This is a genomic window from Paraburkholderia sp. PGU19, assembly GCF_013426915.1.
Taxonomy (GTDB): Bacteria; Pseudomonadota; Gammaproteobacteria; order Burkholderiales; family Burkholderiaceae; genus Paraburkholderia.
Genome location: NZ_AP023182.1, coordinates 1,000,729 through 1,025,813, shown reverse-complemented (window position 1 = coordinate 1,025,813; position 25,085 = coordinate 1,000,729). Strand labels below are relative to the sequence as shown.

General features: G+C 58.0%; 23 protein-coding genes. 4 read left to right on the top strand and 19 right to left on the bottom strand.

Annotated features, from left to right (window positions below; genetic code table 11):
• Positions 1–6: 6 nt before the first annotated feature.
• From H1204_RS45080 to H1204_RS45055, 6 genes are all read right to left on the bottom strand, one after another.
• A complete protein-coding gene (locus H1204_RS45080; RefSeq protein WP_180735441.1) occupies positions 7–1,128 on the bottom strand; it encodes a sugar ABC transporter substrate-binding protein in 1,122 nt (373 codons plus the stop codon).
• Positions 1,129–1,247: 119 nt separating this feature from the next.
• Positions 1,248–2,642 carry an aldehyde dehydrogenase family protein gene (locus H1204_RS45075; protein ID WP_180736333.1) on the bottom strand — a complete coding sequence of 465 codons (1,395 nt, stop codon included), beginning with the start codon at positions 2,640–2,642 and terminating at the stop codon, positions 1,248–1,250.
• A 63-nt stretch (positions 2,643–2,705) separates the two neighbouring features.
• The gene (locus tag H1204_RS45070; RefSeq protein ID WP_180735440.1) at positions 2,706–3,329 is read right to left on the bottom strand and encodes a nuclear transport factor 2 family protein; all 624 of its coding nucleotides are present in this window, start codon (positions 3,327–3,329) and stop codon (positions 2,706–2,708) included.
• A 43-nt stretch (positions 3,330–3,372) separates the two neighbouring features.
• Positions 3,373–4,263 (bottom strand): intradiol ring-cleavage dioxygenase, encoded by an 891-nt coding sequence (locus H1204_RS45065; RefSeq protein WP_180735439.1) that lies wholly within the window; start codon positions 4,261–4,263, stop codon positions 3,373–3,375.
• An 18-nt stretch (positions 4,264–4,281) separates the two neighbouring features.
• On the bottom strand, positions 4,282–5,193 hold the full coding sequence (locus H1204_RS45060; RefSeq protein ID WP_180735438.1) for a sugar phosphate isomerase/epimerase: 912 nt from the start codon (positions 5,191–5,193) through the stop codon (positions 4,282–4,284).
• A gap of 26 nt (positions 5,194–5,219) precedes the next feature.
• Entirely contained in the window at positions 5,220–5,996 is a 777-nt protein-coding gene (locus H1204_RS45055; RefSeq protein ID WP_180735437.1) for a coniferyl-alcohol dehydrogenase, read from the bottom strand.
• 241 nt (positions 5,997–6,237) lie between these two features.
• Between H1204_RS45055 and H1204_RS45050 the strand changes: the two genes are divergently transcribed.
• Complete coding sequence (locus tag H1204_RS45050; protein ID WP_180735436.1) at positions 6,238–7,014, top strand: IclR family transcriptional regulator; 777 nt, start codon at positions 6,238–6,240, stop codon at positions 7,012–7,014.
• Between the two features lie 482 nt (positions 7,015–7,496).
• Here the strand turns inward: H1204_RS45050 and H1204_RS45045 are convergent, their stop codons facing one another.
• Entirely contained in the window at positions 7,497–8,852 is a 1,356-nt protein-coding gene (locus H1204_RS45045) for an alpha/beta fold hydrolase (RefSeq protein ID WP_180735435.1), read from the bottom strand.
• 744 nt (positions 8,853–9,596) lie between these two features.
• Here H1204_RS45045 and H1204_RS45040 point away from each other — a divergent pair.
• Entirely contained in the window at positions 9,597–11,147 is a 1,551-nt protein-coding gene (locus H1204_RS45040; RefSeq protein ID WP_180735434.1) for a hypothetical protein, read from the top strand.
• Positions 11,148–11,203: 56 nt separating this feature from the next.
• Here H1204_RS45040 and H1204_RS45035 read toward each other — a convergent pair whose 3' ends face one another.
• The gene (locus H1204_RS45035; RefSeq protein WP_180735433.1) at positions 11,204–11,407 is read right to left on the bottom strand and encodes a hypothetical protein; all 204 of its coding nucleotides are present in this window, start codon (positions 11,405–11,407) and stop codon (positions 11,204–11,206) included.
• A 17-nt stretch (positions 11,408–11,424) separates the two neighbouring features.
• Between H1204_RS45035 and H1204_RS45030 the strand changes: the two genes are divergently transcribed.
• Positions 11,425–12,146, top strand: a protein-coding gene (locus tag H1204_RS45030; RefSeq protein WP_243469013.1) for an IS6 family transposase whose coding sequence is annotated in 2 segments (ribosomal slippage) — positions 11,425–11,464 and positions 11,464–12,146 — 723 coding nt in all. Because the reading frame shifts where the segments join, the coding sequence is not laid out codon by codon here.
• A gap of 216 nt (positions 12,147–12,362) precedes the next feature.
• On the opposite strand, the gene H1204_RS45025 is transcribed toward H1204_RS45030, so the two are convergent.
• Positions 12,363–13,691, bottom strand: coding sequence for an aspartate aminotransferase family protein (locus H1204_RS45025; protein WP_180735432.1), 1,329 nt, complete (start codon positions 13,689–13,691; stop codon positions 12,363–12,365).
• A gap of 115 nt (positions 13,692–13,806) precedes the next feature.
• On the opposite strand from H1204_RS45025, the gene H1204_RS45020 reads away from it, so the two are divergent.
• A complete protein-coding gene (locus H1204_RS45020) occupies positions 13,807–15,219 on the top strand; it encodes a PLP-dependent aminotransferase family protein (RefSeq protein ID WP_180735431.1) in 1,413 nt (470 codons plus the stop codon).
• A 45-nt stretch (positions 15,220–15,264) separates the two neighbouring features.
• Here H1204_RS45020 and H1204_RS45015 read toward each other — a convergent pair whose 3' ends face one another.
• The 10 genes from H1204_RS45015 to H1204_RS44970 form a co-directional block, all read right to left on the bottom strand.
• The gene (locus H1204_RS45015) at positions 15,265–15,972 is read right to left on the bottom strand and encodes a GntR family transcriptional regulator (RefSeq protein WP_180735430.1); all 708 of its coding nucleotides are present in this window, start codon (positions 15,970–15,972) and stop codon (positions 15,265–15,267) included.
• 72 nt (positions 15,973–16,044) lie between these two features.
• The gene (locus H1204_RS45010; protein WP_180735429.1) at positions 16,045–17,076 is read right to left on the bottom strand and encodes a proline racemase family protein; all 1,032 of its coding nucleotides are present in this window, start codon (positions 17,074–17,076) and stop codon (positions 16,045–16,047) included.
• A 12-nt stretch (positions 17,077–17,088) separates the two neighbouring features.
• Positions 17,089–18,570, bottom strand: coding sequence for an aldehyde dehydrogenase family protein (locus H1204_RS45005; protein ID WP_180735428.1), 1,482 nt, complete (start codon positions 18,568–18,570; stop codon positions 17,089–17,091).
• Positions 18,571–18,581: 11 nt separating this feature from the next.
• Positions 18,582–19,874 (bottom strand): FAD-binding oxidoreductase, encoded by a 1,293-nt coding sequence (locus H1204_RS45000; RefSeq protein ID WP_180735427.1) that lies wholly within the window; start codon positions 19,872–19,874, stop codon positions 18,582–18,584.
• On the bottom strand, positions 19,871–20,887 hold the full coding sequence (locus tag H1204_RS44995; RefSeq protein WP_180736331.1) for a 4-hydroxyproline epimerase: 1,017 nt from the start codon (positions 20,885–20,887) through the stop codon (positions 19,871–19,873). Before H1204_RS44995 ends, H1204_RS45000 begins: the two co-directional genes overlap by 4 nt.
• 52 nt (positions 20,888–20,939) lie before the next feature.
• Positions 20,940–21,818 carry a dihydrodipicolinate synthase family protein gene (locus tag H1204_RS44990; protein WP_180735426.1) on the bottom strand — a complete coding sequence of 293 codons (879 nt, stop codon included), beginning with the start codon at positions 21,816–21,818 and terminating at the stop codon, positions 20,940–20,942.
• Between the two features lie 31 nt (positions 21,819–21,849).
• A complete protein-coding gene (locus H1204_RS44985) occupies positions 21,850–22,515 on the bottom strand; it encodes an amino acid ABC transporter permease (protein ID WP_180735425.1) in 666 nt (221 codons plus the stop codon).
• Between the two features lie 10 nt (positions 22,516–22,525).
• Positions 22,526–23,197, bottom strand: coding sequence for an amino acid ABC transporter permease (locus H1204_RS44980; protein ID WP_180735424.1), 672 nt, complete (start codon positions 23,195–23,197; stop codon positions 22,526–22,528).
• Between the two features lie 8 nt (positions 23,198–23,205).
• Positions 23,206–24,021 carry an amino acid ABC transporter ATP-binding protein gene (locus H1204_RS44975; protein ID WP_180736330.1) on the bottom strand — a complete coding sequence of 272 codons (816 nt, stop codon included), beginning with the start codon at positions 24,019–24,021 and terminating at the stop codon, positions 23,206–23,208.
• Between the two features lie 136 nt (positions 24,022–24,157).
• Positions 24,158–24,991 (bottom strand): transporter substrate-binding domain-containing protein, encoded by an 834-nt coding sequence (locus H1204_RS44970; protein ID WP_180735423.1) that lies wholly within the window; start codon positions 24,989–24,991, stop codon positions 24,158–24,160.
• Positions 24,992–25,085: the final 94 nt, after the last annotated feature.

Here is a 25,085-nt window from a genome sequence, read left to right as displayed (position 1 = left end):
CTCGACTCATTTGAAGGCCGCCGGCGGAATCTGGCTCGCCACGCTCTGCCACATCCGTGCCTTGACCTTTTCGTACGTGTAATCGGCGGGATCGACCTTTCGATTCAGAATGTCGTCGACATTCTCCTTCGTGACTAGCGTCTGCTTGAGGTAGACATCGCGTTGGGCGTGCGAAAGCTTTTGCACGTCGATGTCGCCCGTGGCCGCGCCGTAGCCGAGCGCGGTTGCAAATGCGCCCTGCATCACGCCATCGATCCACATGGTCGATACCATGTCGCCTGACTTGATCAGATTCAGCGCCGCGATGGAGCCATCGCTTCCGGACACGGCAACCTTCCCCGCGAGTCCGCGCTCCTTGAGCGCCGCGATCGCGCCGATCGCGCCGATCGCCATCGAATCATTCTCGGAGAAAACGGCTTTCAGGGTGTTGCCGTAGCGCGCCAGCCATCCGCGCGTCAGTACTTGCGCTTTGGTTTGATCCCAGTCCGCATACTGGCGATCCAGCAATTTCATCCCTGGGCACTCTGCCATCGCCTTCTTCAAGCCCGCGAAGCGCTGCTTGGTTGATGGATTGTCCGCCACGCCTTCGATAGCCACGACGCCGCCCGAGCCACCAATTGCCTTGCATAAGGCCATTCCATTGCGATATCCCGATTCGACGCCGTCGAATGCAATATGCGCGATCCAGTTGGACGGATCCAGGTCATACGGGTGAATGTTATCGGGACGGTTCCAGATCGTGATGATCTTGGCGTCCGCTGAAGTAGCGCGGTCGACGATCGCCTTGGTGAACGCACTGGACACAGGATCGAGAATCGCCACGCAATCCTTGCAGCCCGCGGCGAAAATCGCACCGTAATCCTGCAAGAATTTCTGTCCCTGAAACTCGCTCGTCATCACCTGCAATCTAGCATTGACGGATGCCGCGACCGCCTTTGCGCCGACAACAGTTGCCGCCCAGTACTCACTCGATTCTGTGCCGATCCCGAAGTAGATCGCAGGCACTTTTGCCGGCGCTGCCTGTGCCGGTGAGAACGACAACGCCACAGCCAGGGACGCCGCGCACCGCGACGCCACACGCGCAAGCCTGCCTGCGCTACCCGACCATCTGAGCGAGTTCTTGATCATTGCTTGTCTCCGTATTGAGCTAATTTAATAAATTGAACAACAATAAAGTTAGGCATCCTACGTGTACAGCCTTATAAGATCCACGGGCCAGCAGGCGGCCCGCGTCGTCACCTTGGCATTTAGAACGGGTAGTGAGGTTTTTTCGTTTCGATGGTGATCCAGCGCGAATAGGTGAAGGACTCCACCCCGCCGCGCCCGCCGAAGCGACCGTAGCCGCTCGCTTTCACCCCGCCAAATGGAATCTGTGCTTCGTCCTGGATTGTCGGACCGTTGATATGGCAGATACCGCTCTCGATGCGCCGGCTGACCCCGAGCGCCCGGTCAATGTTTTGGCTGAAAACGGCAGCGGACAGGCCATATTCCGTATCATTGGCGACTCGAACGGCTTCGTCGTCGTCTCGAACCCGGATGACAGGAACGACCGGCCCGAAAGCTTCGGCTCTATATATGTCCATCTCTGGCGTTACGCGATCCAGCACCGTGGCGTCCATGATCGCACCTTGCTGCATGCCACCGGACTTGCGCTGCGCGCCCTTCGTGATCGCGTCGTCGATAAGCTTGCCGACGCGCTGCGCCGAGGCCTCGCCGATCAGCGCACCGAGCGTCGCACCCTTGGACGGGTCGCCCGCTTCGAGACCCGCCGCCCTCTTTGCGAATCGCGCGACGAACTCGTCAGCGATTTCATCGAGTACGATTACGCGCCCGGTGGCCATGCAAATCTGCCCCTGATGCATGAACGCGCCGAAGATGGCCGCGTCGACGGCGTCGTCGATGTTGGCGTCGTCGAGCACGACGAGCGGGGACTTCCCGCCCAGTTCCAGCAGGACGGGCTTGAGCAGTTCACCCGCCTGACGCGCGATAATGCTCCCCACATGGCTCGACCCAGTGAAATTGATGTGACGCACCGCCGGATGAGCGATCAGGCATTGCACGATCTCCGGTGCATCCTCGGCCGCGTGGCTGACGAGGTTGATCACGCCGGGCGGAAAAATGCCCTCCGTCACGGCTTTCGTGATCAGGTAGTGCGTCGCCGGACAAAGCTCCGACGACTTGAGCACAACGGTATTACCGCAAGCCACCGCCATCGCGAACGCGCGCACGAACAGCACGATTGGGGCGTTCCAAGGCGCCATGCCCAAGCATACGCCCCAGGGTTCACGCGATGCGATCGATAGGCAACCAGCCTTTTCGGTCGGAATGACGTCGCCAGTCAGCTGGGTCGTCATTGCGCCGGCTTCGCGCAGTAGGTCGCAGCCAAGCTTGACGTTGAAACTCGCCCAGCTTTTGGCTGCACCCGTTTCCCGAACCATCATTGCCACGATGGCTTCGCTCGATTCCAGCAGACGTTCGGCTGCACGGAACAACGCTTCACGACGCGCACCGGGCGGCGTGGCCGACCAGGCGGGAAATGCCGCTGCAGCTGCTTCGACCGCTCGGACGGCATCGGCAGGAGCCGCGGCCGCGGCGGTGCTAACCGGCTCGCCGCTAATAGGATTCGAACGAACGAAGGTCATTCCGCTAGCCGCAGGTGAATCGGCGCCGTTAATGAAGAGATTGATCGATGCCACGTCGGCTCCTTAGAATTCCGGCAGCATGGCCGGTGCTTCGTTGAGAAGATATTGTCGCCCGCATTCGTATAGCGCCTCCACTTCCGGTCCCTTGAGGCCCGGCATCCTCAACTTCACCTTGTAGCCTATCTGCGATTGCAGATAGGCCAAGTGCCGATAGCCGACAGGAAATTGCGTAAGCAAAGTTTCATCCAGCTTAAGCGTCGCAGAAGGATCAACTGGGTCAGCGCGGTCCTTTTCGTAGATGGGCTGACGCAACACTAGGCCCCAGCGTCCGTCGCGCTTTTCCAGGAAATCATAGAAACGCCCCGTGCAGACGACATCGCAGAGCACGCCGTCGAGCATGCCGCGCTGCGAGATCGTCATCTTGGTTTGTGCAATGGCGCGATTGCCCGCGATCCTGATCGACGTTCCGCCGAGAAAGTGCAGAATGCTGACGCCCTTCTCCCAGCCCGCCACGCTCATCGCAATGAACTCGTCTGCGGTGCCCTGCGTCCACGTCGCCATCATGCGGCCATCATCGTGCCAGACCTGACGGAAGCCTTTCCAGTCGCCTGCATCACGCAGGACTACCCAGTCCTCGAGCAGGTCCCGGATCGCGAGCCGCTCGAAGATTTCGCTGCTTTCTGACATGTGTTCTCCTGTTGTCCGTCGTAGGTAAATCGCGTGGCCGTTGTCAGTTGTGTGGTCCCGCTTGCGCCATCACAAAGTCATATTCGACTTCCCAGAATGGCTCGCTGAATCCGAACGCCGCCAGCCGAGCATCTTCAGTCACGTGCTCGAAGCGAACCATCAGACTCCGCTTGACACCGAATACTGCGTCGGAGTCGATATATGGGTCGTCCGGATCGAATACGTGCGTCGTGAGCGTCTCGAACCCGTCGGCCTTCACGATGAAATGAAGATGCGCGGGTCGGTAAGGATGCCGCCCCAGCAACGCGAGCAATCGGCCCACGGTGCCATCATCCGGTATCGGATAAAACTTCGGTTTGACCGCCTTGAACCAGTAGCGTCCATCGGATTCCGTACGAAATACGCCTCGCAGATTGAAGTCCGGTTGAATGCCGCGTTGCTGCACATCGTAGAACCCTTCGTCATTTGCCTGCCAAACGTCGAGCGTCGCATTTCCGATCGGATTGCCGGCGAGATCGATGACCCGGCCGCGCACGAGCATGGGTTCGCCCTTCTGGTCGAGACAAATGTTGTCGCCCATCTCCATCTCGGGCGCACGTTCCACGTGGAATGGGCCAAGCACAGTGTTCTCGGTCGCGCCCGACGGTTTGCGGTGATTGATCGCATCTACGAGCATCGACACGCCGAGCACGTCCGATAGCAGGATGAACTCCTGCCGCCATTCGTTGCTGAGATGGCCGGTCTTTGTGAGGAAAAGAATCGCCTGCAGCCATTCTTGCTGCGTCGGCTCAATCTCCTTCACCGCCTCATGCAGCTTTCGCGTGATGACCTCCATCGCGAATCTGATCCGCTCATTGGTGGCCTTCTTATTACGCCTGGTGACAACCTCGATCGAGGTGGTTTCCGTAAAATATCCGCTCTCGTGCGAATCCATGTCCCCGTTCTCCTGGCGTTACGACGCGCAGGCGATACCCGCCTGGTCCAGAACGCGACGAATAGACTCCGACGAAAGGCGAGCGATTTCATCAGCAGGCTTGCCGAAATTGGCCGGGGAAAACACTTCCGGGTTGACCTGATTGAGGCCATTCGTCCGTGCGAGCGTACGCAGAATCTCGACCAGCGGAAACTCGCCCTCGCCCGGCCACAGACGGTCAAAACAATTGTCTTCGAGCCGCCTGCCCGGGGTCAGTTCGAGCGGACCATCGTTCACCTGAACGCAATGGATCATGCTGCCCGGGATCGACTCCAACGTGCCGAGGTCGGATCGGCTCCGAATGAAGTGCAGCGTATCAAACACGAGGCCGCCGTTGGACACGTCTGCGGCGAGCACGATGTCCCACGCCTGCTTGAGCGTCGCCACGCCCCACATCGGCAGGTTTTCGATATCGCAGATGACGCCGTGATCCTTCGCGAGCCTGCAGGTCGCCACATAGTGCTCGACGATTTCGTCGAAGGGGACCACGCCTGCGGCAAAGGTCGCATTGAGGCTTGCATGCGTGCAGCCGAGCTCTTCACACAACTCGAAAAACTCGACGGCGGGAATACTGAAATCCCTGATATAGCTGGCGTCCATGTTAGTGGGTAGCCAGTGCGGGTTCCAGTTGCTCAGTGGGTCAAGGCGTGTGATGCGCACGCCGTGGTCATCCGCCATCACCAACATCTGACGCGCTGACGTGCCGCCGGCGATGACGTCGCGAACTTCATGAGGATGCAGCGACATCTCGCCGAAGCCGGCAAGTTGCGCCGCGCGGAGCTTCTCGGCGTAGGGAAGATGTCTCACGTTCGAGAACGGCATAAGCAGCGGCCCGTTGATCGAATACGTCATCGTGTCACCGCCGTGGCGATCCTGGTTCCATGTGTTCATCGTGTTCTTCTCCGGATAGAATTCGCTCAAAGACCAAGCCGGGCCAGCGCGATGTGCGACGACATGCCGCCGTCAGCGGTCAAGTTCGCACCTCTGAACCAACGTGCGCCATCCGTTTGCAGGAAGGCGACCACTGGTGCAATGTCAGCGGGCGTCGCAGAGCGATCCATGATCTTCATGTCTTCCTCAACACGCGCGCCCAGTGTCGCAATAAAGTCCTTCAAGATCGGTGTCTCGACCGGCCCGGGGCTGACGCAATTCATACGTATATTCCGAGCTCGCCACGTCCACCGGTTCGCGTAGGTCCACGCGATCAGATACTCCTTAGAGAAGAAATAGCTCCGCGCACCGTGTATGTCGAATCGTTCGCAGAACGCGTCGACATCATCGAAGCCGACATCGTGAAAAGCCTCAATCTCGGTCAAGGATTTCGCCCAGTCGAGACCGGCGAGCGAAGCCAGATTCACGATCGACGCGCCGTTTGCGAACTTGTGGATAAGCGAAAGTGTTAGTTGCCTGAGCCCGAGCGCATTGACCTTCAGCACGAACGCGGGCGGCGCCGTCGGCGGCAAGCCAGCGATATTGCACAGTCCGTTCAGCCCTGACGGCAGCGCATCGACCAGTCGATCGATAGCGCGCGGATCGGACAAGTCTGCTTCATGAAAAGTGTGACAGTCTCCGTGCGTCGGCGTCACGCGATCTACGCCCACTACGCTGGCGCCCATGGTGCGCAACGTTCTGGCGGTCTCTGCACCGATTCCGGATGCCACGCCGGTGACAACGATAGTCTTTCCCTCAAGCATGTCGGGTTTCTCTCTCGCGATGGACTGGAAGTTGTGAAAGCATGGTTAAGCTGTCTTACTGCCTCCGATGTTCTCTATGATGAACATGTTCCCATCTCGGAACAACAAGGGTTCTCCCTTGGTCACCGCTTTGAGGACCATCGCTAGGGACATATCGCGAAGATTAAAGATAATCAACAGGTTGACGGTTGATCAGGGCGAAGATAATCTGTTCCCACATGTGAACAGATTGAGTCAAACGATGAAACAGGAACTGGAAACAGCGAACTCCGTAAAGTCGGCGGATCGCACGCTCGACCTGTTCGAGTTGCTGGCGCACTGGGGCCGAGAGATGTCCCATGCTGAGATCGCACAAGCTCTCAACATCCCCAAAAGCAGTCTGACTAAACTCCTGCAAAGCCTGTCGGCACGGGGCTACATCCGCTATGTGTCGGAGACAAAAGCCTATTGCCTCGGCGATGCGGTGCTCAAGCTTGCCCGGCAGACCACTCAGCTGCGCGACCTGATCAGTTGCGCTGAGCCGTTCCTCTCAGACATCACGCTCCAGACGCGTGAGTCCTGCGCGCTCAATCAGCTCAAAGGCGATCAGGTCGAAGTCGTCGCCACAGTCAGCAGCCAGCAAAGGCTGTTGTCGCACCTACGTCTTGGCGATGTCGCCCCGCTCTACGCAGTGTCCGGCGGCAAGGTCATCCTCGCGCATCTGCCAGACGTCATGCGGAACGAATACCTTCGTTCGGTGACCTTCGAGAGGTTCACGCCCAATACGATCACGACAAAAGAATCTCTGGTCGATCAACTGAATCAGATTAGGGAAAGCGGAGTTGCGTTTTCCATCGAGGAGTACACGCCAGGCATCGTAGGCATCGGCGTTGCAATCCTGTCGTCAACGGGCTTTCCGATCGGATCTCTTAACCTAGCGATTCCCTCGGTGCGCTATTCGGAGGCCACCGGTGTACGCGCCCAGGAAGTGCTGCGGGATGCAGCCGACCGCTTGCGCCGACAGTACCGACCAGACTGACCAAAGTGCGCCCCGCTTGGGCATGGTAGTGGCGGGCGTCGCTCCGGTATAGGCAATCGAGCAGTGCTCTGTTCGTCAGTCCGCTCAAGATCATCAGTTTGGAGGCCATCCCTCGGGCTCCCATTGGGAGACCCACCGGAGGTGTTTTCTGAACCCGCGAGCAAAGGCGCATTGCGCAGCGCATCGAGATCGTCGTTCGAAAGCCGCAGCTTTCGCCCCCTTGCTGCCGGTCAACAACAAAACGCTCCAGCGTCTCCTCCCGGAGCACATGGGTCATTCGCATGCGCGCGTTTGCGAGGGGAGTCGGACTCCACAGAGGGTGCGGCTGACAACTGTAAGCACGCCGCAGCTGACAAAACGGCGGTCATCTACCTCCCAACCATGGGTTCTTCTACCCCTACTTCCGGGCCGATCCAGACATTGGATACGTTGTGCAGTTCGTCAGAGCCCAGTCCCCCTTTGGCAAAGGTTTCCTACCCGGATCACTTACTCAAAAACAGATTGATCTCCTCAAAGAACCGAGCAGAAGCAGGCTCGTGCTTAAGAAAGAGGTGATTCCGCCCCGGAAGCGCTATGAACCGAGCACCTGGAATTCCAGCGGCCACTTGACGGCCCGCATCGATAGGACACAAGAGATCATCACGCACATGCAAGACGAGCGTTGGCACCTGCACTTGCGGGAGCAATTCGCGCACATCGAGATTTCCGACGACTTCAAAGTACCGAGCAGCGCATTCAGGTGATGTGGTCTTCCGCTGAAGATCGTTGAAGTAGTCAGCCTGTTCCTTTGTAGCCTCGGGTATGAACTGCGAAGTGAACAGTTGCCGAAATGCCGGATCATCCATGCCCCACCCAAGGCGCATCAAAGTTCCCATCGCCTTTCGTTTCTCATGTTCCCCTGGTGATCGCTTGTTGCCGCCCAGCGCAAAACCACCATACAGGATTAAATGAGAAAGGCGTTCGGGATGTCGGGCAGCATAAGCAATGGAGATAGCGCAGCCTTGTGAGGCGCCAAAAAGCGGAAAGCGGTCTATTCCAACTGCATCGACCACGGTTTCAAGGTCGCCAACCCATGCTTCAAGAGAAACCTCATCGACATCCCAATCTGACAGCCCATTGCCTCGTGCATCGTATCGAGTGAGTGTGTAATTCCTCGCCAATCCCTCGAGCAAATGGTGCCAGATCGGGCTCTCCCAGTCATATTCAAGGTGGTTCATCCAGTTCGCCGTCTTGACCAAAGGTGGTCCCTGCCCAATGGTTGCATAGGCGAGGCGTACTCCATCAGATGCTCGGCAATATTTGACCTCCTGCGTCCCGCTGATGGAATCGAAGTTCACCGAATAGACCTCGACGGGCTTGGCGATGTTCTTGAGGTTCCGAAGCCCCAGCTTCTCGCAGGTAAACGATAGTTTTTCGAGTAAGTGATCATGTGCTTGGCGCGAAATGCAAATTCCGCCCGGTTCGGCGATGCCCTCAAGCCGTGCGGCGACGTTAACGCCATCGCCGTAAATGTCATCATCATCGATGATGATGTCGCCGAGGTTTATGCCAACCCGAAATTCGATCCGCTTATCGACACTGACCCTAGCATTCCGCTCGACCATGCTGCGTTGCACATCAACCGCGCATCGTACTGCGTCAACCACGGACGCAAACTCGACCAACATGCCGTCTCCAGTCGTCTTGACGATGCGGCCCCGATGTTCTTCGATTTTCGGATCGACGAGCGCTTGCCGGTGCCCCTTCAATTGGGCGAGCGTGCCTTCCTCGTCCGTGCCCATCAGACGGCTGTAGCCGGCTACATCAGCAGCCAGAATTGCTGCAAGCCTGCGCTCCACGATGCATCCTCCAACAGACGTCCTCCGGAAGAAGGAAATTGATATTCTCCGGATGACCAAGGATATGCGCTGCTCTAAGAAGTAGAACACCAAAGATTGTAAGGGCGGCGCTCGAACAAACGTCCCGATGATCGAAGTGCCATTCTGCTTTCAGGAGCGGCCCAAATGCCCGGCACCTTTAAACGATAAGGATAATAGGTTCCAGGTATGAGGCACAGTTACTGTCACCGGTGGCGGCCAATGACCACCTTTAGCCGCCTTCACGCGGTGCATCGATCACATTCGGTCATTCTTACCCGATCGAATGTGCGCTGGCCCACATTTTCTACCGATCTCCCATTTCGTTTTTTCTGTTTCGTCATATGCTAAACGAAAAAAATGACCCACAAACGGTGACAACGGCACCAATTACGTAGTAACTACATGGCCGCACGGCCTGTCGTTGTCTCCTTTCTTATCATTCGGCCCCACCCAAGGGTCGATGCCCACTCTAGTGACACATTGCTGAACGCTTCACGCCGGTGCGCTCGCATCGAGATGTTGAGCGACGGCAGCGAATAGACGGTGATGCAAATCACATGAGAGACGACATACAGACAGACGATTAATCTGACACCATTACTTAGGAATACTACGTATCTGGCTATTAAGGATGCCGATATATGGCGCTCAAGACTAGCACGCACGTATCGCGATGAGCGCCTCCACATTTTTTGCCGGCCAGCCCGGCAGCGGAAGACTTCGATGATCAAAAGACGCCAATTTCTTGGCTGCCTGACAGCGCTCGGCGGCGGCTATGTTCTCAGCGGTTGCGGCGGGGGGAGCGGCTCCGACCTGGGCGCTGACACCACCGCCGTTGCCAAAAGGACGAGGCGGAGCGCTTCTCCCAACGGCACGACGGTTCCACCTGCGGCGTCCATTGTCGACAATGCCGGCGATGTGTGGACGCTCTCGAGCGGGTATATCTACAAAAACGGGACAAAGGATCCGTATTCGTACAACGTCACCATGCTGCTGTGGTACAACGGCAGCGTCTATCAGGAAAACACGAGCGGGAATTTCTATCAGTGGACCGGGTCGACGTGGGTACAGTGTCTCGATCCGCGCCGTGGGGGCACTTCGGCAGACGGCACGACGATTCCGCCTGCCTCCTACATCATCGACAAGTCCAACAACATCTGGACGGTTTCGAACGGCTATATCTACAAGAACAGCGTCAAGGATCCCTATTCCTACAACGTGAGCCTGCTGTTGTGGTATGGCGGCATGATCTATCAATCGGGAACGGGTGGACAGTTCTATGTCCTGACCTGGGCCGGCAACTGGTTACGGTGTGCGGACCCGCGTATCACCGCGGCGGCGACGCCGGGTGCGTTCTACGGCATAAACGGACACTACGACTATCCCTTTACACCCGCTCAGGTCGTCGGCGCGCTGCGCGCGCTCGGCTGCACGACGTACCGCCTCGGTTGCATCAACACGCCGGCCCAGCTGAATCCGGTGGTGGCGATGGCGAGCGCTTTCCAGTCCGCCGGTCTGACGCTTTTCACCCTCGTCAATTACGGGCTCCACGACGCGAACGGTGTACTGTACACGAGTGAATCGGCGGGCTACAACGCGACTTTTGCAGGGGCGGCGGCAATTGCCACGGCCTTGGCGCCGTATGGCGTCACGATGTACGAATGTGGCAATGAACTGACGCGCGACCCGGCGATCATCGTGAACTCGGCAACGGCTGGAACAGGGCGCACTGACTTCAACAACGCGAACTGGCCCATCATGCGCGGCGTCATGCGCGGCATGATCGACGGTATCAGGTCCGTGCAGCCGAACGCCATGTGCGGCATCAACTTCTGCGTGGCCGATGTCGCTGCTTCCGACATGCTGTGGGATGGCCTGCAGCCGGATGGAACAGGTGGTTACCCCCAGGTGCGCTGGGACATCACGACGTGGCACAACTATCAAGTTTACGGCGATATCTTCGACGTGGGCACAGATGGCGCGGGTCCTGGCTTCAACCTGCCGGTCTACTGCAAGGCACGCTATGGCGTGCCGTTCATGATCACCGAATGGAACGCGAACCCCGAAGATACCGAAACATTCCGCGCGAGCTACGTCACGCAGCAACTCGGCGAATTCTACGCAGCGCGCAAGACGGATGCGATTCAGTCGGTGATGTACTACGAACTGGACAGCGGTGACAACACGTACGGCATCGTCACGGACGCCCTGGTCCCGATCCAGCCGACCTACGGCGCGTTCCAGAGCTTCGTCGCTGTGAATCCCGACACCTGACGGTGCCGCCCGGTAAGCCTGGGCAAATCGTTTGTCTGACAGACACATCAGAATTTTTAGCAATAGCCCGGCCCGTTGATCAGGTATCGATTGCGATCAACAGCCGGGCCGCGCGCCTCAAACTCCGTGGCCAGCCACTCCATGGCCCTTTCGATTGCGTGTTCTTGCGCCTGATACACCATGCGCAGCGCGTGATGATTGGCCAGGGCTGCGTAATGCGGTTCTGTCGCGCTAACGCGGTCGAGTAGAATCTGTTGCAACGTAACGCATGACGAGCATGATGGCAAAGACGAAGACGCCACGCAAGACGCTGCCCCTGGCATTGGCAAGGTACTGAAGCGACTGCACTATCCACTGGATGTGATTCTACTGTGCGTGCGCTGGTATGTGGCGTATTCGTTGAGCCTGAGAAACCTCGAAGAGATGATGGCAGAGCGCGGAATCGAGGTCGATCATTCAAGTGTGCACCGCTGGGTCATCAAGCTCGTGCCGCTGTTTGAAAAAGCGTTCCGTCGGCACAAGCGTGCAGTGGGCAGGAGCTGGCGCGTAGATGAAACCTACGTCAAGGTCAAGGGCCAATGGAAATTTCTGTACCGCGCCGTCGACAAGGCGGGCAATACCGTTGATTTCCTGCTGCGCGCCCATCGAGACAAGGCCGCTGCGCGCCGCTACTTCGAGAAGGCGATTGACGAGAACGGCGAGCCGGAGACGATTACCGTGGACAGGAGCGGCGCCAATCTGGCCGCGCTTGAAGCACTCAACGCCGACCGGCCAACGCCGATCAGGGTCCGGCAGAACAAGTACCTGAACAACATCGTTGAGCAGGATCACCGCGCCATCAAACGGATCGTCAGGCCTATGATGGGGTTCAAGAACTTTCGCTGCGCACGCATCATCCTTTGTGGCATCGAGACCATGCACATGATCCGCAAGAAGCAGATGCAAGACGATGGCATCACCAAAACTACCGCCGATCGATTTTACTCGCTTGTGATGTAAGTATTCCTTCTTATTTCGCGACTCTTGTTCTGCCTTTCCTTATTGCGACACAACCTAATGGACCACTTCGCCATGCAGCCGCGGATCGTGTCTGCTAGCGGCCCGACCTCTGCCCGACCGTATTGTCCCTGATCGACCGCCCTCCGCCAACGCCCCCGCACATCTTTCGCGACGGCGGTTAAACCTCCGTTACGTCGTAGATTTCACCCGTGACAGTCAGACCACGTCGCGTAACGCGTTACGCACCGTCGAGAAAATCTGGTCAATCTGCTTCTCGTCCACGATGAGCGGCGGCGAGAAAGCCAAGATGTCACCCGTATAACGAACAAGTACACCCGCCTCGAAACATTTGAGGAATACCTCATATGCGCGCGCGCCAACGGCACCGACGCGCGATTCAAGTTCGATACCGGCAACCAGACCGAGATTGCGAATGTCCTTTACATGCGGAGAGCCTCGGAGCTCATGAGCTGCGTCCTCGAAGACTCCAGACAGCTCTTTCGCACGTTCGAACAGGCGGTCACGCTTGTAGATGTCCAGCGTCGCTACCGCCGCCGCTGCGGCCGCAGGGTGTGCCGTATAGGTGTAGCCGTGGAAGAACTCGATGGCGTTCTCGGCACCAGCATTGACCACTGTGTCATGGACGACTCGGCTGGCCGCCACAGCTCCCATCGGGATTGCCGCGTTGTTAATTGCCTTCGCCATCGTGATGATGTCCGGCACGACGTTGAAGTACTCGCTTGCGGTGGGTGCGCCGAGGCGACCGAACGCAGTAATCACTTCATCGAAAATCAGCAGGATGCCGTGCTTCGTGCACAGTTCGCGCAGGCGTTCGAGGTAGCCCTTCGGAGGGACCAGCACACCCGTGGAACCAGCAAGCGGTTCGACGATCACAGCGGCGATTGTCGATGCATCGTGTAACGCGACGAGTCGCTCGAGTTCATCGGCAAGATGCGCGCCCCACGTAGGCTGGCCTCGTGTGAACGCAGCTTCCGAAAGGTTATGCGTGTGCGGGAGGTGGTCCACGTGTGGCATCAGGTTGCCGGAGAACGCCTTGCGGTTCGGCAGGATGCCACCGACAGATATGCCGCCGAAGCCCACGCCGTGATAGCCGCGCTCGCGACCAATAAAGCGAGTGCGTTGGCCTTCGCCCCGAGCACGATGATAAGCGAGCGCCATCTTCAACGCTGTGTCGACAGACTCAGAGCCCGAATTGGTGAAGAAAATGCGGTCGAGACCTGCCGGCATGAAGTCGGCGACCTTGGTGGCAGCTTCGAATGCCAGCGGATGGCCCATTTGAAATGTCGGCGCATAGTCCATCGTCTCGAGCTGCTGGCGCACCGCTTCGGTAATTTCGGAGCGACCATGACCTGCGTTTACACACCAGAGACCTGCCGTCGCATCGAGCACGGCACGGTCGTCCGTAGTCGTGTAGTGCATGCCCTTCGCGGACTTGAACAGTCGAGGGGCCGCCTTGAACTGACGGTTCGCCGTGAAAGGCATCCAGAAGTTCGACAGATTCAGATTGGTTTGATTCGAGCTCATGTGTTGACTCCGTGAATGTGGAGTCAACTTTAATGAGTTCGGCGGCTACAATCACTGGACAGCCTGCAACCAGCAGTCAGACCGTATTGATTTTCTTCTCCGAACTGTATTGGAAATGTTCAAGCTGAACCTGACCCGCTCTCGCAAGGACGAAGGCACACTGGTCGACCAAATTGTGTCGTCAATCGAGCAGGAACTGAGACAGGGAATTTACCCAGCGGGCACGACATTGCCCTCCGTTCGAGGCTTTGCGAAAACGCACAACCTCAGCACATACACCGTATCCGAGGCTTATCAACGGCTCGTTTCGCTCGGACTCGTGGTGGCTCGTGCGGGAGCGAGCTACCGCGTCGCTACCCCGGCAGCCAGCGCACCATCCGCCCCCTCATTCAGCACACCGAGCTTAAACAAGGCCTGGCTTCTCTCCGACGTCTTCGCCGACAAAACGGTCCCTATCAAAGCTGGTTGCGGCTGGATACCAAATGACTGGATAAATGAGAGCGGCGTGCAGCACGCACTGAGAGTCGTCAGTCGGGTACCGAGCTCGCGAATCGGTGGGTACGGGCATCCGTACGGTCTCGTGACGTTGCGCGAGCACGTGGCGAGCTCGCTTCGCAAGTATTCCCTTTCCGTTGGTAGCGAAGACGTGTTGCTTACACAGGGAGTGACGCAAGCGTTGGACCTGGTAGTTCGTACGTTGCTCGGACCCGGCGATACCGTTGTTGTCGAAGACCCGTGCTACTGCAATCTACTCGAAATTCTCAAAGTAGCGTTCGTGAACGTCGTCAGCGTTGCGCGCACGCCGGATGGCATCGACACCGCGCAGCTCGAAGAGGTCGTGAAGACCTATCGTCCGAAGGTCATGTTCATCAACACCGTGCTTCAGAACCCTTCCGGTACGTCGCTCAGCGCTTCATCGGCGTTCCGACTCTTGCAGATTGCGGACAGGGAAGGCATTTACGTTGTGGAGGACGACATCTCCCGAGAACTTGCGCCTCCAGGCGCGCCGTGTTTGGCCGCCATGGAGGGACTTCAGCGCGTTATCTATCTCTCAGGGTTTTCGAAGACCATCACACCGGCGATGCGCGTCGGCTACATCGCCGCGAAGCGCGAGTTGCTGTCACGTTTTGCTCTCACGAAGATGGCGGTCGGCCTGACATCATCTGAAGTCACAGAACGCGCTGTAGCAAACGTACTCATTGAAGGCCACTATGACCGGCATACTGCGCACATACGCGAGCGCCTGTTCAACGCTCACGTTAGGGTGACCCAGTCGATGTCCGACGCCGGTCTGGAAGTTTTTCACACGCCGAATGCAGGGCTCTTTTTGTGGGCGAAGCTGCCCATCCGCCCCGAAGAGAGCATCGCCGTGACAAACGATGCGTTAAGCAAGGGAATCTGGCTGGCGCCGGGCTCATACTTCCGGCCAAGTGAACACGCTTCGGAGTGGTTCAGGTTTAACGCTGCCACGTCCGATGCGCCAGAACTGTGGACTTTCCTTCGCAAACTGAAAGACGACCGTACTTGAAGAGCAAAACGGCGGCATGGAGGTCTCAGCGCCGCCTATGAGCTATCAAGAAACCGCCATCGATTCGGTCATGTTCTGACGCATGTAGTCCAGAAACCGCTTCTGGAACAACATCGTGTGCTCATGCGCCAGCTTCTCCGCCATATCGGCATCCTTGCGCGCAATCGCCTCAATGAGGTCGGCGTGGTCACGACCTAATTTGGTGGCGGTCGGCGAAGTGACGGTGAAATCGAAGTGAAGGTGCGAAAGCCGTTGCCCTTCACCGAGAAGACGTTCGTAATAGCCGACGAAATAGGGATTGTTCGCTGCGTGTGCGATAGCGACGTGCAACGCCTTATTCGTCTCGGTCATCTCCTGATAGTCGCCGCTTTCGACCGCCTGCATGTACTGGTCATCCGCTTTGCGAATACGCTGGAGGTCTGCCTCTGTACGATGCAAAGCCGCTAAGCGGGTTACTGCCCGTTGAATGAGGTCGAGAGCGGAGATGTACTTCGGAAACTCTTCAATCTCGAACGGTGTAACCAGCGTGGTCCTGTTCGGGAGAATGGTGACCAATCCCTCGCTGATAAGGCGAGCGAGCGCATCGCGTACGGGTGAGCGCGACAGACCAAACTGCGCGGCCAGCGACACCTCGTCAAGCGGCGCACCTGGCTTGAGTTGGAGCGTCAGAATCTGCTTGCGCAGCTCCTCATAGATGTATCGTCCGCCGTGGCGGCGGCCACTGGCCTCTGTCTCCGTTGTCGCTTTGCTCATGGTTCCACCGGGGTCTTCGTGAGCCCGGAAGGACGGGCGCGCATTTAAGTTTATCATTGTGCGCGCTCCGCCTCAGGCTGCCGGAAAACCGGAGCCCCACGTATCGCTCATCATGAATCCGGCAGACAACGGGTCATCGGGGTCAACCCCAATCTGCTGGATTCCATAGAGCCACGCTCGCCCCTGAATACGCGGAAGAATCGCAGCGCGGCCGCCCACTTCGGTTTTTCCAAGCAGTTCGACATTGAACTCGCCGCCGATTGTAGACCGAGACTTCAGTCTGCTACCGACGTCGGCCAAACCTCTGGCCGCCAGCGTCGCGAGGTTGGCGGAACTGCCCGTACCACACGGCGACCTGTCGACCCTGCCTGGCGGCAGCGTAGTGCAGGTCTGAAAAAGCGCCTCGCTCAGCCGGTTGCGGAACATCACATACGCAACCTCGTTGATTTCCGGGAAGAGCGGGTGCTGAATCTTGATTTGTCCGTTGATAATGCCTTTGAATGCAACACCGAGTTCGGCGAGCTCACGAGCGTTTTCTGGCGCTATCGTCAGTCCGACCTGCTCAACGTCGACGAGCGCGTAATAGACGCCGCCGAAGGCAATGTCCGCCCGGATTCTGCCGAACTTCGGGGTATCAAAGCTGAAGTCGAGTTGCTCGACGAATGACGGCACCATGTCGAGCGACACGCCGGTACATCGACCGTCCTGGCACGTCGCCCGTGCGGTGACCAAGCCCGCAGGTGTGTCGAGGACCACCGTTGTCTCGGGCTCCTGCATCTCGACCATGCCCAATTCGAGCAACGCTGTGACCACGCAGATTGCATTGCTGCCTGACATGGGATGGGCCTTGTCCGCTTGCAGGACGATAAACCCGGCGTGCGCCTCCGGACGCGTCGGCGGGAGCAACAGATTGACCGACATCTGAAGGCAACCGCGCGGCTCGAGCACAACCAGTCGGCGAAGGCTGTCGTCGACCTTGTTGATGTAGTTCATCTTGTCGAGCATCGTCGCACCGGGGATTCCCAAAACTCCCCCGGTGATGACCTTGCCGATTTCACCTTCGCAATGAACGTCCGCAATTTGCAGTGTCTTTTTCCAGCGCATGATGGACCCGCCTTACTTGATGTACCAGCCCCAAGGCTTATCGCTGTCGTACCGCGTGATTTGCTTGGTTTCCAGATAGTTGTTCAAGCCCCATTCACCAAGCTCTCGACCGATGCCGCTCTGCTTGTACCCTCCCCACGGAGCTTCGGTGAACGTCGGTTGCGAACAGTTAATCCATACGATACCCGCGCGCAGCGCACGTGCGACTCGTTCACAACGCTCGCTGTCGCGCGACATGACGGCCGCAGCAAGGCCGAATCGGGAATCGTTCGCCGAGCGTACCGCTTCGACCTCGTCGTCGAAAGGACGGATGCAAACGACCGGCCCGAAAATTTCCTCGTTCCAGACCCAACTATCGGCCGGCACATCTGCAAAAACAACTGGCTCCATGAAGAACCCTTTGTCGAGATGTGCTGGTCGGCCGCCACCGACCACGAGCCGCGCGCCTTCGCTTACACCACGTTCGACGGCCTCGAGCACCTTGTCATACTGCCCTTTGCTGACAAGGGGACCAAGAAGCACATTTTCCTGCAACCCGTTGCCGATGGTGATTTTCTGCGTTTCTTCTTTCAGGCGCCCGATAAACCGCTCGTAGATGCCTCGCTGCACAAGAACCCGGGACGTCGCAGAACAGACCTCGCCCTGGTTCCAGAAAATGCCGAACATAATCCACTCGACGGCCGCATCGATGTCGCTGTCGTCAAAAACGATGAACGGCGATTTCCCGCCCAGCTCCAGACTGATGTTCTTGATGTCGCGTGCGGCGGCCTGCATGATGCGGCTCCCCGTCGGCACACTGCCAGTGAAAGCGAGTTTGTCGATGCCTGGATGTTCGCTCAACGGCGCGCCAGCGTCCTTGCCGAGTCCTGTCACTACGTTCAGAACGCCTGGCGGAAGGTCAGCATCGGCCGCGATGTGAGCCAGCTCAAGGGCGGTGAGAGGTGTCAGCTCTGACGGCTTGAGTACCATTGTGCAGCCAGCAGCGAGAGCAGGAGCGACCTTCCACGCTGCCATCAGCATCGGGAAATTCCACGGGATGATGGCACCCGCTACGCCGACCGGTTCCTTGCGAGCCACCGAGCTGAAGCGGTCGTCGGCAAGCGTGATGGATGTTTCGGCGCTCACGTCGAGCTTTTCGGCCAACCCCGCGTAATACTCGAAGCAGCCAGCGGCGTCCCCAAGGTCCCAAAGCGCTTCGGGCAATGGCTTACCGTTGTCGCGGACTTCGATTTCCGCAAGTTCCTGGATTCGGTCGCGGATGCCCTTTCCGATACGTCGAAGCACGGTCGCACGGTCCGCTCCGCTCATTCGCGGCCACGGACCCGCATCGAATGCTCTGCGGGCAGCCTCGACGGCGAGGCCGACGTCTTCCGCGGTCGCGGAGGCGACTTTCGCAATCACCTGCTCGGTGCTAGGGTCGACAGTTTCGAAGGTTGACTTCTTGACAGGTGCCACCCATCGACCGTCGATGAAAAGTTGCTCGTACGATTTCATAATAAGTCTCGTCAGGAAAAGCGATAAGCGCTGAAAGGCGTGAGGTCCTGCTTCGTCGGGCGACCGGCCACCATGTCAGCAATCAGCCGACCTGTAGTCGCGCCGAGCGTCAGACCGAGTTGTCCATGACCGAACGCCATAAAGACGTTCCTAAGCCGGCGAGAACGGTCAATGATGGGCTTCGTGTCAGGCAGGAACGGACGATAGCCAACGCCGTATTCCACGTTGGCCGTTTTAAGGTCTGGCAAAACCCGTTTCGCTTTCTCAAGGATGATGTCCGCTCGCCCGAAGTTCGGTTTCGCGCCGTTGCCTGCGAATTCGATGGTGCCGCCAATCTGCAGACCCCGAGTCATAGGTGTAAAGCAGAAGCCACCATCCGCATAGATGGTCGAATGACGAAATTCCACGCCTGGATTTCTAACAACAGCCTGGTAGCCAGCGATGCCCGCGAGAGGCACGCTTACCCCCAGCGCGCTGAAGAACTGCCGCGCGCCTGTACCTGCGGCAACGACAACATGGTGTGCCGCAACGCTCTCGCCATTTGCAAGGTCGACACCTACCGCGCGGCCCTGCGACTCGACAATGCGACTGGCCTGCGTCTGGATGCGGAGCCCCCCTTGGGCAATGAAGCTGCCAGTGAGCGCTGCAATGAAACCTTCCGTATCGCTAACAGCGCGCCAGTCGGGGAACATCAGGCCGTAGGCAAACTTGCCAGCAAGCGCAGGCTCGAGGTCACCGATTTCCTTTGCGTTCAGGCGTTGTGATTTGAAGCCAAGCGACTCGCGCAACTCCAGATGTGGCTGCTCATGCGCAAGTCCACTCGGGTTGTCGAAGACTTCCAGGATGGGACGCTCTCCCATGAGAGCTTTGTCGTCGCACGCATCGAGCAATGGAGCGTAGTCTGCATAGACATCATGCGTCAGTGTCGCCATCGATTGAGCGATGTCGACAATCTTCGAAGGCCTTGCGCACATCAGGAACCGGAAGAACCAGGGAATGATTCCTGGCAAAGCGCTCGGGCGAAGCGCGAGTGGACCTTTCTGGTCCATCAGCCAGCCCGGGATTTTCATGAGAATCCCCGGCTTGGATAGCGGGATGATTTCGCTCACCGCCATCTGGCCGCAACTCCACTTCGCCGTACTATTTCCCGGCGCCTCCGGGTCGATTAGCGTGACGTCGTAGCCACTGCGCAGAAGATAGAGCGCGCAGCAAACGCCCACGATGCCGCCGCCTATCACGACAGCAGATTCTCGGGCAGAGGCGAGCGGGTCACGCGAAAGATTTTCGCGAGGAACGGCGTTCAATTCGCATACTCCTGCAGGCTGAAGCCATGAGCATATGGCTGAGAGTTGTCGACGTAGTGTTCAGCCCGTCCCGTAATCCAGGCGCGTCCTTCGACGCTCGGCAAGACTGCGTCCAACCCGCTCGTAAGTCTTGTTGTTGACTCCACTCGACCGATGAAACAACTGCCAATCAGGCTCTGGTGGCGGAAAGCTTGCCCGTCACCGAGTAGCCCACGCGCGTATCGCTGTGCGACCCGAGCGGACGTGCCAGTCCCACACGGTGAGCGGTCAATCAGGGTGTCGCCTGCAATGACCACCGCGCGAGCGTCAGCATCATTGGAAACAGGGACGCCCGTCCACATGGTGTGTTTCACGCCGCGAATGTCCGGGTTGTCGGGATGAACAACATCAATTGTCGAGTTCACCGCGGTTTGCATCTGGCGCCCCCATTCCAGCAACTGCTCAGGCGAAAAGTGTTCGCAGCCCGGGAAGTTCGGCTGCATCTCAACGATAGGATAGAAGTTGCCGCCATAGGCGATGTCAACGACCAACTGTCCGAAGTGAGGATGCTTGATTTCAACATCGCGATGAAGGAGGAAGCTGGGAACATTCGTGAACCGAACCGACGCGACCTGGTCGCCATCCATCACATAACTCGCGCGGAGCTTGCCGGCTGGGACGTCGACGACGACCGAACCGGCCGACTTCGGTTGAATCAGACCCGCTTCGAGCGCGAACGAAATGGAGCCAATTGATGCATGTCCGCACATCGGCAGGCAGCCGGATGTTTCAATGAATACGAGACTCATGTCCGCGTCTGCTGACATAGGCGGGTACAAAATCGTTCCGGACATGTGTGAGTGTCCGCGCGGCTCCAGCATCAACGCGCGTCGAATCCAGTCGTGGTCCCGTAGAAAGACTCTGCGGCGCTCGTCCATTGTCGTGCCGACCAGGTCCGGGGCGCCAGCAATCACCATCCGCACAGGCATGCCTTCCGTATGCCCTTCGATACTCTTAAAGCTGTGCTTGCTCATCTGAATACCTTGCGAGAGTGCATCGCCGGCGGATTTCTCCGCCGGCTTCATGTCATGCCTGAGCTGCTTCGAAGACAGCGCGGAAGTTGGCCTTCTCTTCGTCCGTGAGCGGCTGCAGCGGCATGCGAGCTGCCCCAACCTTGAAGCCAGCGAGTTCGCAACCGTATTTCACCTTCTGCACGAACTTGCCCGCTTCCATCGTCGCCATGACCGGGAACAGGGAGCGCATCACTTCCTGTGCGCCGCGGATGTCGCCAGCCGAGAACTTGTTATAGAAGTCCACAACGGGCCTCACGAAACAGTTTGCCGGACCGCAAATCCAGCTGCTCGCACCCCACAGGAAGAAATCGAGCGCCTGGTCGTCAGACCCGCACGACAGCTGGTAGTGGTCCTTGTACTTCTCGCCGATTTCGATAGCGCGCAGCAGATTGCCACTGCTTTCCTTGATGCCGACCACGCGCGGGTTATCCTTGAACGCGTCCAGCACGCCGAAGCCCACTTCCACGTTCGTGCGAACCGGATAGTTGTAGAGCACAACGTCGACGTCCGAAACCGCCTTGAGGATGGCTTCGTAGTGGCCAATCAGTTCTTCCTGCGATGGCAATGCATAGTACGGGGGCGCAATGAGGACGTTTTTGTAGCCTGCATCGCGGACCAGTTGAACCTGCTCGATGACTTCACGCGTGCACGAACCGTTCGCGCCGCCGATGAGCGTACCGCTGTCGCCCACGACCTCGAGAACGGTCTTGAGGATGGCCCGCCGTTCGTCATGCGTCAGAGCGTAATACTCGCCGGTCGAGCCGAGCGGGACAAAGCCGGTTACGCCCGCCTTGAGTTGAAACTCGAGAATGTTTGCCAGCACGTCGTGGTCAACAGCGCCGGAAGCATTGAACGGAGTGACGAGTGCGGGCAGGATGCCTTTCATCTGCATGTGTTTCTCCCTATATGGAGGATGGGTTTGGTTAGTAGGCAAAGCGCCTAAGGAATCGCGACTCGACCACGCCGACCAGACGGGTGAGCGGAAAAGCGACCAGAAAGTAAATAATCGCGACAGTCGTCAGGAACTCCACCGGCTTTGCCGTGCTGTTCGATATATTCTGTCCGACGAACATGAGGTCCGCGACGCCCACCGATGAGATGAGCGCACTTTCCTTGAACAGACTGACCACGTTCGAGAGCAAAGGCGGAATCGCCCGCAGCAGCGCCTGCGGGAAAATTACGTACAAGATTTTTGCTTGCGGCGTAAGGCTTAATGCAGTACAGGCGTCATGCTGTTCTGCGGAGATGGATTTCAACGCGCCACGGAACGTCTCGCTGGTGATGGCCGCCATGTACAGCGTCAGAGAAATGACAACCGAGACATACGGCGGCATTGGAAGCCGGAAGATAACTGGGAAGCAAAAGAAAACCCAGAACAACTGGATGAGCAACGGCGTGCCTCGGAAGAACTCTACGTACAGCGTTGTCGCACTTTTGACAAACCGGTTCGGCGACATACGAATCAGGCTCAACACGAAGCCCGCGAGACTTCCGATGACGGCGCAACTGCTTGTGAAAGCAACGGTGAGTCCAAGCCCTTTCAGCAAGACCAACCAGTAAGGAAGAACAGCCGAGAAATCGAGATGCATGGTCTTCTCCTCAACGCTTGACCGCAAGGTCCTGACGACGCTCAATCACGTGCACAAGTTTTGCGATGGGCAACGACAGCGCGAAGTAAATGAGCGCAACAACTGTGTAGGTTTCGAGCGGACGATAAGCTTCGGTTGCGAGGCTCTTGCCGACGTACATCAGGTCAGCGACCGCGACGATGGCAACAAGCGCGCTCTGCTGCAGGCTGCCGATACCGTTGGTCATGAGAACCGGCATCGCGCTGCGAAGTGCTTGAGGTAGCACCACATACACCGTGCGTTGCCATGGTTTCAGGCCGAGCGCAACGCACGCATCGAGGTGCTCCTTTGGGACTGCCTGAACACCTGCGCGGTAAGCTTCAGCATTGAATGCGGTCAGATTCAGACCAAGCGCAAGCACGCCCATCAAGATGGGGTCGATGAACACATCGACCATCATCGGGATGCAGTAAAAGAACCAGACGATTTGCAGGAGAGCCGGCGTGCAGCGAAAAAACTCAATAAAGAGTTGCGCAGGCCAGCGCACGACGACCCATCTGCTCATGGCCATGAGACAAAGGAGAAAGCCGAGCACGAGACCCATGATGTTCGAAGCTACCGCGAGCTCGATGGTGACCTTAAGGCCTTCGAGTAAGGCACCGAGACTGCCTTCAAGGAAGCGAAAGTCGAAATGGTAGTTCATGTCGGACCTCAGTCGAGATGCAGCACTTTCTCGAGAAACTCGCGCGTGCGACCTTCCTTTGGGCACTTGAACATTTCAGCAGGAGCGCCTTGCTCGACGATTTTTCCGCTCGCACAGAAAACTACGCGAGTGGCGATGTCGCGAGCAAAGTGCATGTCGTGCGTGACGATAATCATCGCCATCTTCTGTTCGGCTAGCTGAAGCATCACGTTCTGCACTTCAATGACCATCTCGGGGTCAAGCGCTGACGTCACTTCATCGAACAACATCAACTTCGGCTCCAGCATCAGGGCACGCGCAATAGCGACGCGTTGCTTCTGTCCGCCAGAGAGCTGACTCGGATACGCGCGCAGTTTGCTTTCAAGGCCGAGTCGGGCGAGGTACATGCGCGCCCGCTCGGTCGCATCTGCTTTCGAGATGCCGCTGACTTTTGTTGGCGCGAGGATGAGGTTGCTCAACACCGAGAGGTGCGGAAACAGGGTGTAGTGCTGGAACACCATGCCAATCTGTTTCTGTAGCTTGCTGTCGATGCGTTTCGATTTGCCCGAGTCGGCTCCGAAGATGTAAGGCTTGCCCTGAAAGCCAATCTGGCCACCCTGGACTCCTTCCAGGCCCATCATTACCCGAAGCAGCGAGCTCTTACCGCTTCCGCTCGGGCCAATAATGACGAGCCGGTCATCAGCGCGCATGTCCAGGTCCATGTGGTCCATGACAACCAGATTTGGACCATAGGATTTATAGACATCCCGAAACTGCACGAAATCGCCGAAGGTCGCATTGGCTGAATCAAGCGCCGCACGCGGAATGTCGGGTTGGCCAATCATGGGTGTTGAAGAAAGCATTGAATCTCTCCAGCTGACGCGCCGTCGGCGCATGTTTTGCGAAGGGCAAATTGACGGGGCCCTTCTGAATGTCTTGGACACCGCCCGCGCGTTCAGGCGTGCCGCGTCAAACGAAGCATCACTTGTTGGTGACAAGCATCGCCTGGACAGAGGTCTTGATGAGGCGATTGACGGAGCCCGACTTGACCTGTTCATCCACGTACTTGTTGAGAACGGCGATGTCCGCAGCAGGCGTTTCCTTCCTGAGTCCGAAGGCAACTTCCTGCTGAGCCAGCGGCGGAGTCGGCTGGATGGTTGACGCCCATTCCGGATGCGCCTCGGTGAGCAACATGTTCGTGATGTTTGCGTCCGCGAGGAGGTCCGCCCGCTTGGACATGAGAGCGAGGCGCGTTTCATCGTTACCCGGCAGGCGCATGATTGTCGCTTGCTTGAAAACAGCGGAAATTACCTTGTCCTGGGCAGTGCCCGACATGACCGCGACTGTCACTCCGGGCTTGTCAATTTCGGCGATGGTGTGAGCGCCCTTGGGAACCTTGGGGTTGTTCTTGTTGTAGACGAAGGAGACGTTGTAGTCCGTGGCCGGCGCAGAGAAGGAAATAGCCTTTTCGCGTTCCGGCGTGTCATTCAACGCCATCGACAAGTCCCACTTGTCGGACTGCAGTCCGGCCACGATGTTGTCCCATGTCGTGTCGACGAACTCCACCTTAACCTTGAGCACGTTCTGTCCAAAGCTGCGACAGAGTTCCGCGAAGAACCCACTGTATTCACCCGTCTTCGGGTCGCGCATGACGTAGGGCGGTGCCACGGCCGCCCCGCAACGGAGAACACCAGCCTTTTTTACGCTTTGCCAGGCGCTGGTGTCGTCGGCGTGAGCCACGGTGCCAGTTGCGACAAAACCGACTACCGCCAGGCACGTCAGAGCGCGCCGAGTGAGACAGGACAGGGAAACCATAGTCAACTCCCGAGGTATGGATAGGTCCGATGAGAACATCAGGTTTCTCACCACACAATCTTGCGCATCTAGTTGTGTGCAGCGATGTACACAG

Excerpts from the sequence above, each read along its gene's own strand:
- H1204_RS44975 (WP_180736330.1), bottom strand. The coding sequence starts at position 24,021 with ATGATTGGCCAACCCGACATTCCGCGTGCGGCGCTTGATTCAGCCAAT.
- H1204_RS45055 (WP_180735437.1), bottom strand. The coding sequence starts at position 5,996 with ATGCTTGAGGGAAAGACTATCGTTGTCACCGGCGTGGCATCCGGAATC.
- H1204_RS45080 (WP_180735441.1), bottom strand. The coding sequence starts at position 1,128 with ATGATCAAGAACTCGCTCAGATGGTCGGGTAGCGCAGGCAGGCTTGCG.
- H1204_RS45050 (WP_180735436.1), top strand. The coding sequence starts at position 6,238 with ATGAAACAGGAACTGGAAACAGCGAACTCCGTAAAGTCGGCGGATCGC.
- H1204_RS45015 (WP_180735430.1), bottom strand. The coding sequence starts at position 15,972 with ATGAGCAAAGCGACAACGGAGACAGAGGCCAGTGGCCGCCGCCACGGC.
- H1204_RS45060 (WP_180735438.1), bottom strand. The coding sequence starts at position 5,193 with ATGAACACATGGAACCAGGATCGCCACGGCGGTGACACGATGACGTAT.
- H1204_RS44980 (WP_180735424.1), bottom strand. The coding sequence starts at position 23,197 with ATGAACTACCATTTCGACTTTCGCTTCCTTGAAGGCAGTCTCGGTGCC.
- H1204_RS44985 (WP_180735425.1), bottom strand. The coding sequence starts at position 22,515 with ATGCATCTCGATTTCTCGGCTGTTCTTCCTTACTGGTTGGTCTTGCTG.
- H1204_RS45070 (WP_180735440.1), bottom strand. The coding sequence starts at position 3,329 with ATGTCAGAAAGCAGCGAAATCTTCGAGCGGCTCGCGATCCGGGACCTG.
- H1204_RS44990 (WP_180735426.1), bottom strand. The coding sequence starts at position 21,818 with ATGCAGATGAAAGGCATCCTGCCCGCACTCGTCACTCCGTTCAATGCT.
- H1204_RS45040 (WP_180735434.1), top strand. The coding sequence starts at position 9,597 with ATGATCAAAAGACGCCAATTTCTTGGCTGCCTGACAGCGCTCGGCGGC.
- H1204_RS45010 (WP_180735429.1), bottom strand. The coding sequence starts at position 17,076 with ATGCGCTGGAAAAAGACACTGCAAATTGCGGACGTTCATTGCGAAGGT.
- H1204_RS44970 (WP_180735423.1), bottom strand. The coding sequence starts at position 24,991 with ATGGTTTCCCTGTCCTGTCTCACTCGGCGCGCTCTGACGTGCCTGGCG.
- H1204_RS45005 (WP_180735428.1), bottom strand. The coding sequence starts at position 18,570 with ATGAAATCGTACGAGCAACTTTTCATCGACGGTCGATGGGTGGCACCT.
- H1204_RS45065 (WP_180735439.1), bottom strand. The coding sequence starts at position 4,263 with ATGGATTCGCACGAGAGCGGATATTTTACGGAAACCACCTCGATCGAG.
- H1204_RS45020 (WP_180735431.1), top strand. The coding sequence starts at position 13,807 with ATGTTCAAGCTGAACCTGACCCGCTCTCGCAAGGACGAAGGCACACTG.
- H1204_RS45075 (WP_180736333.1), bottom strand. The coding sequence starts at position 2,642 with ATGACCTTCGTTCGTTCGAATCCTATTAGCGGCGAGCCGGTTAGCACC.
- H1204_RS45025 (WP_180735432.1), bottom strand. The coding sequence starts at position 13,691 with ATGAGCTCGAATCAAACCAATCTGAATCTGTCGAACTTCTGGATGCCT.
- H1204_RS44995 (WP_180736331.1), bottom strand. The coding sequence starts at position 20,887 with ATGAGCAAGCACAGCTTTAAGAGTATCGAAGGGCATACGGAAGGCATG.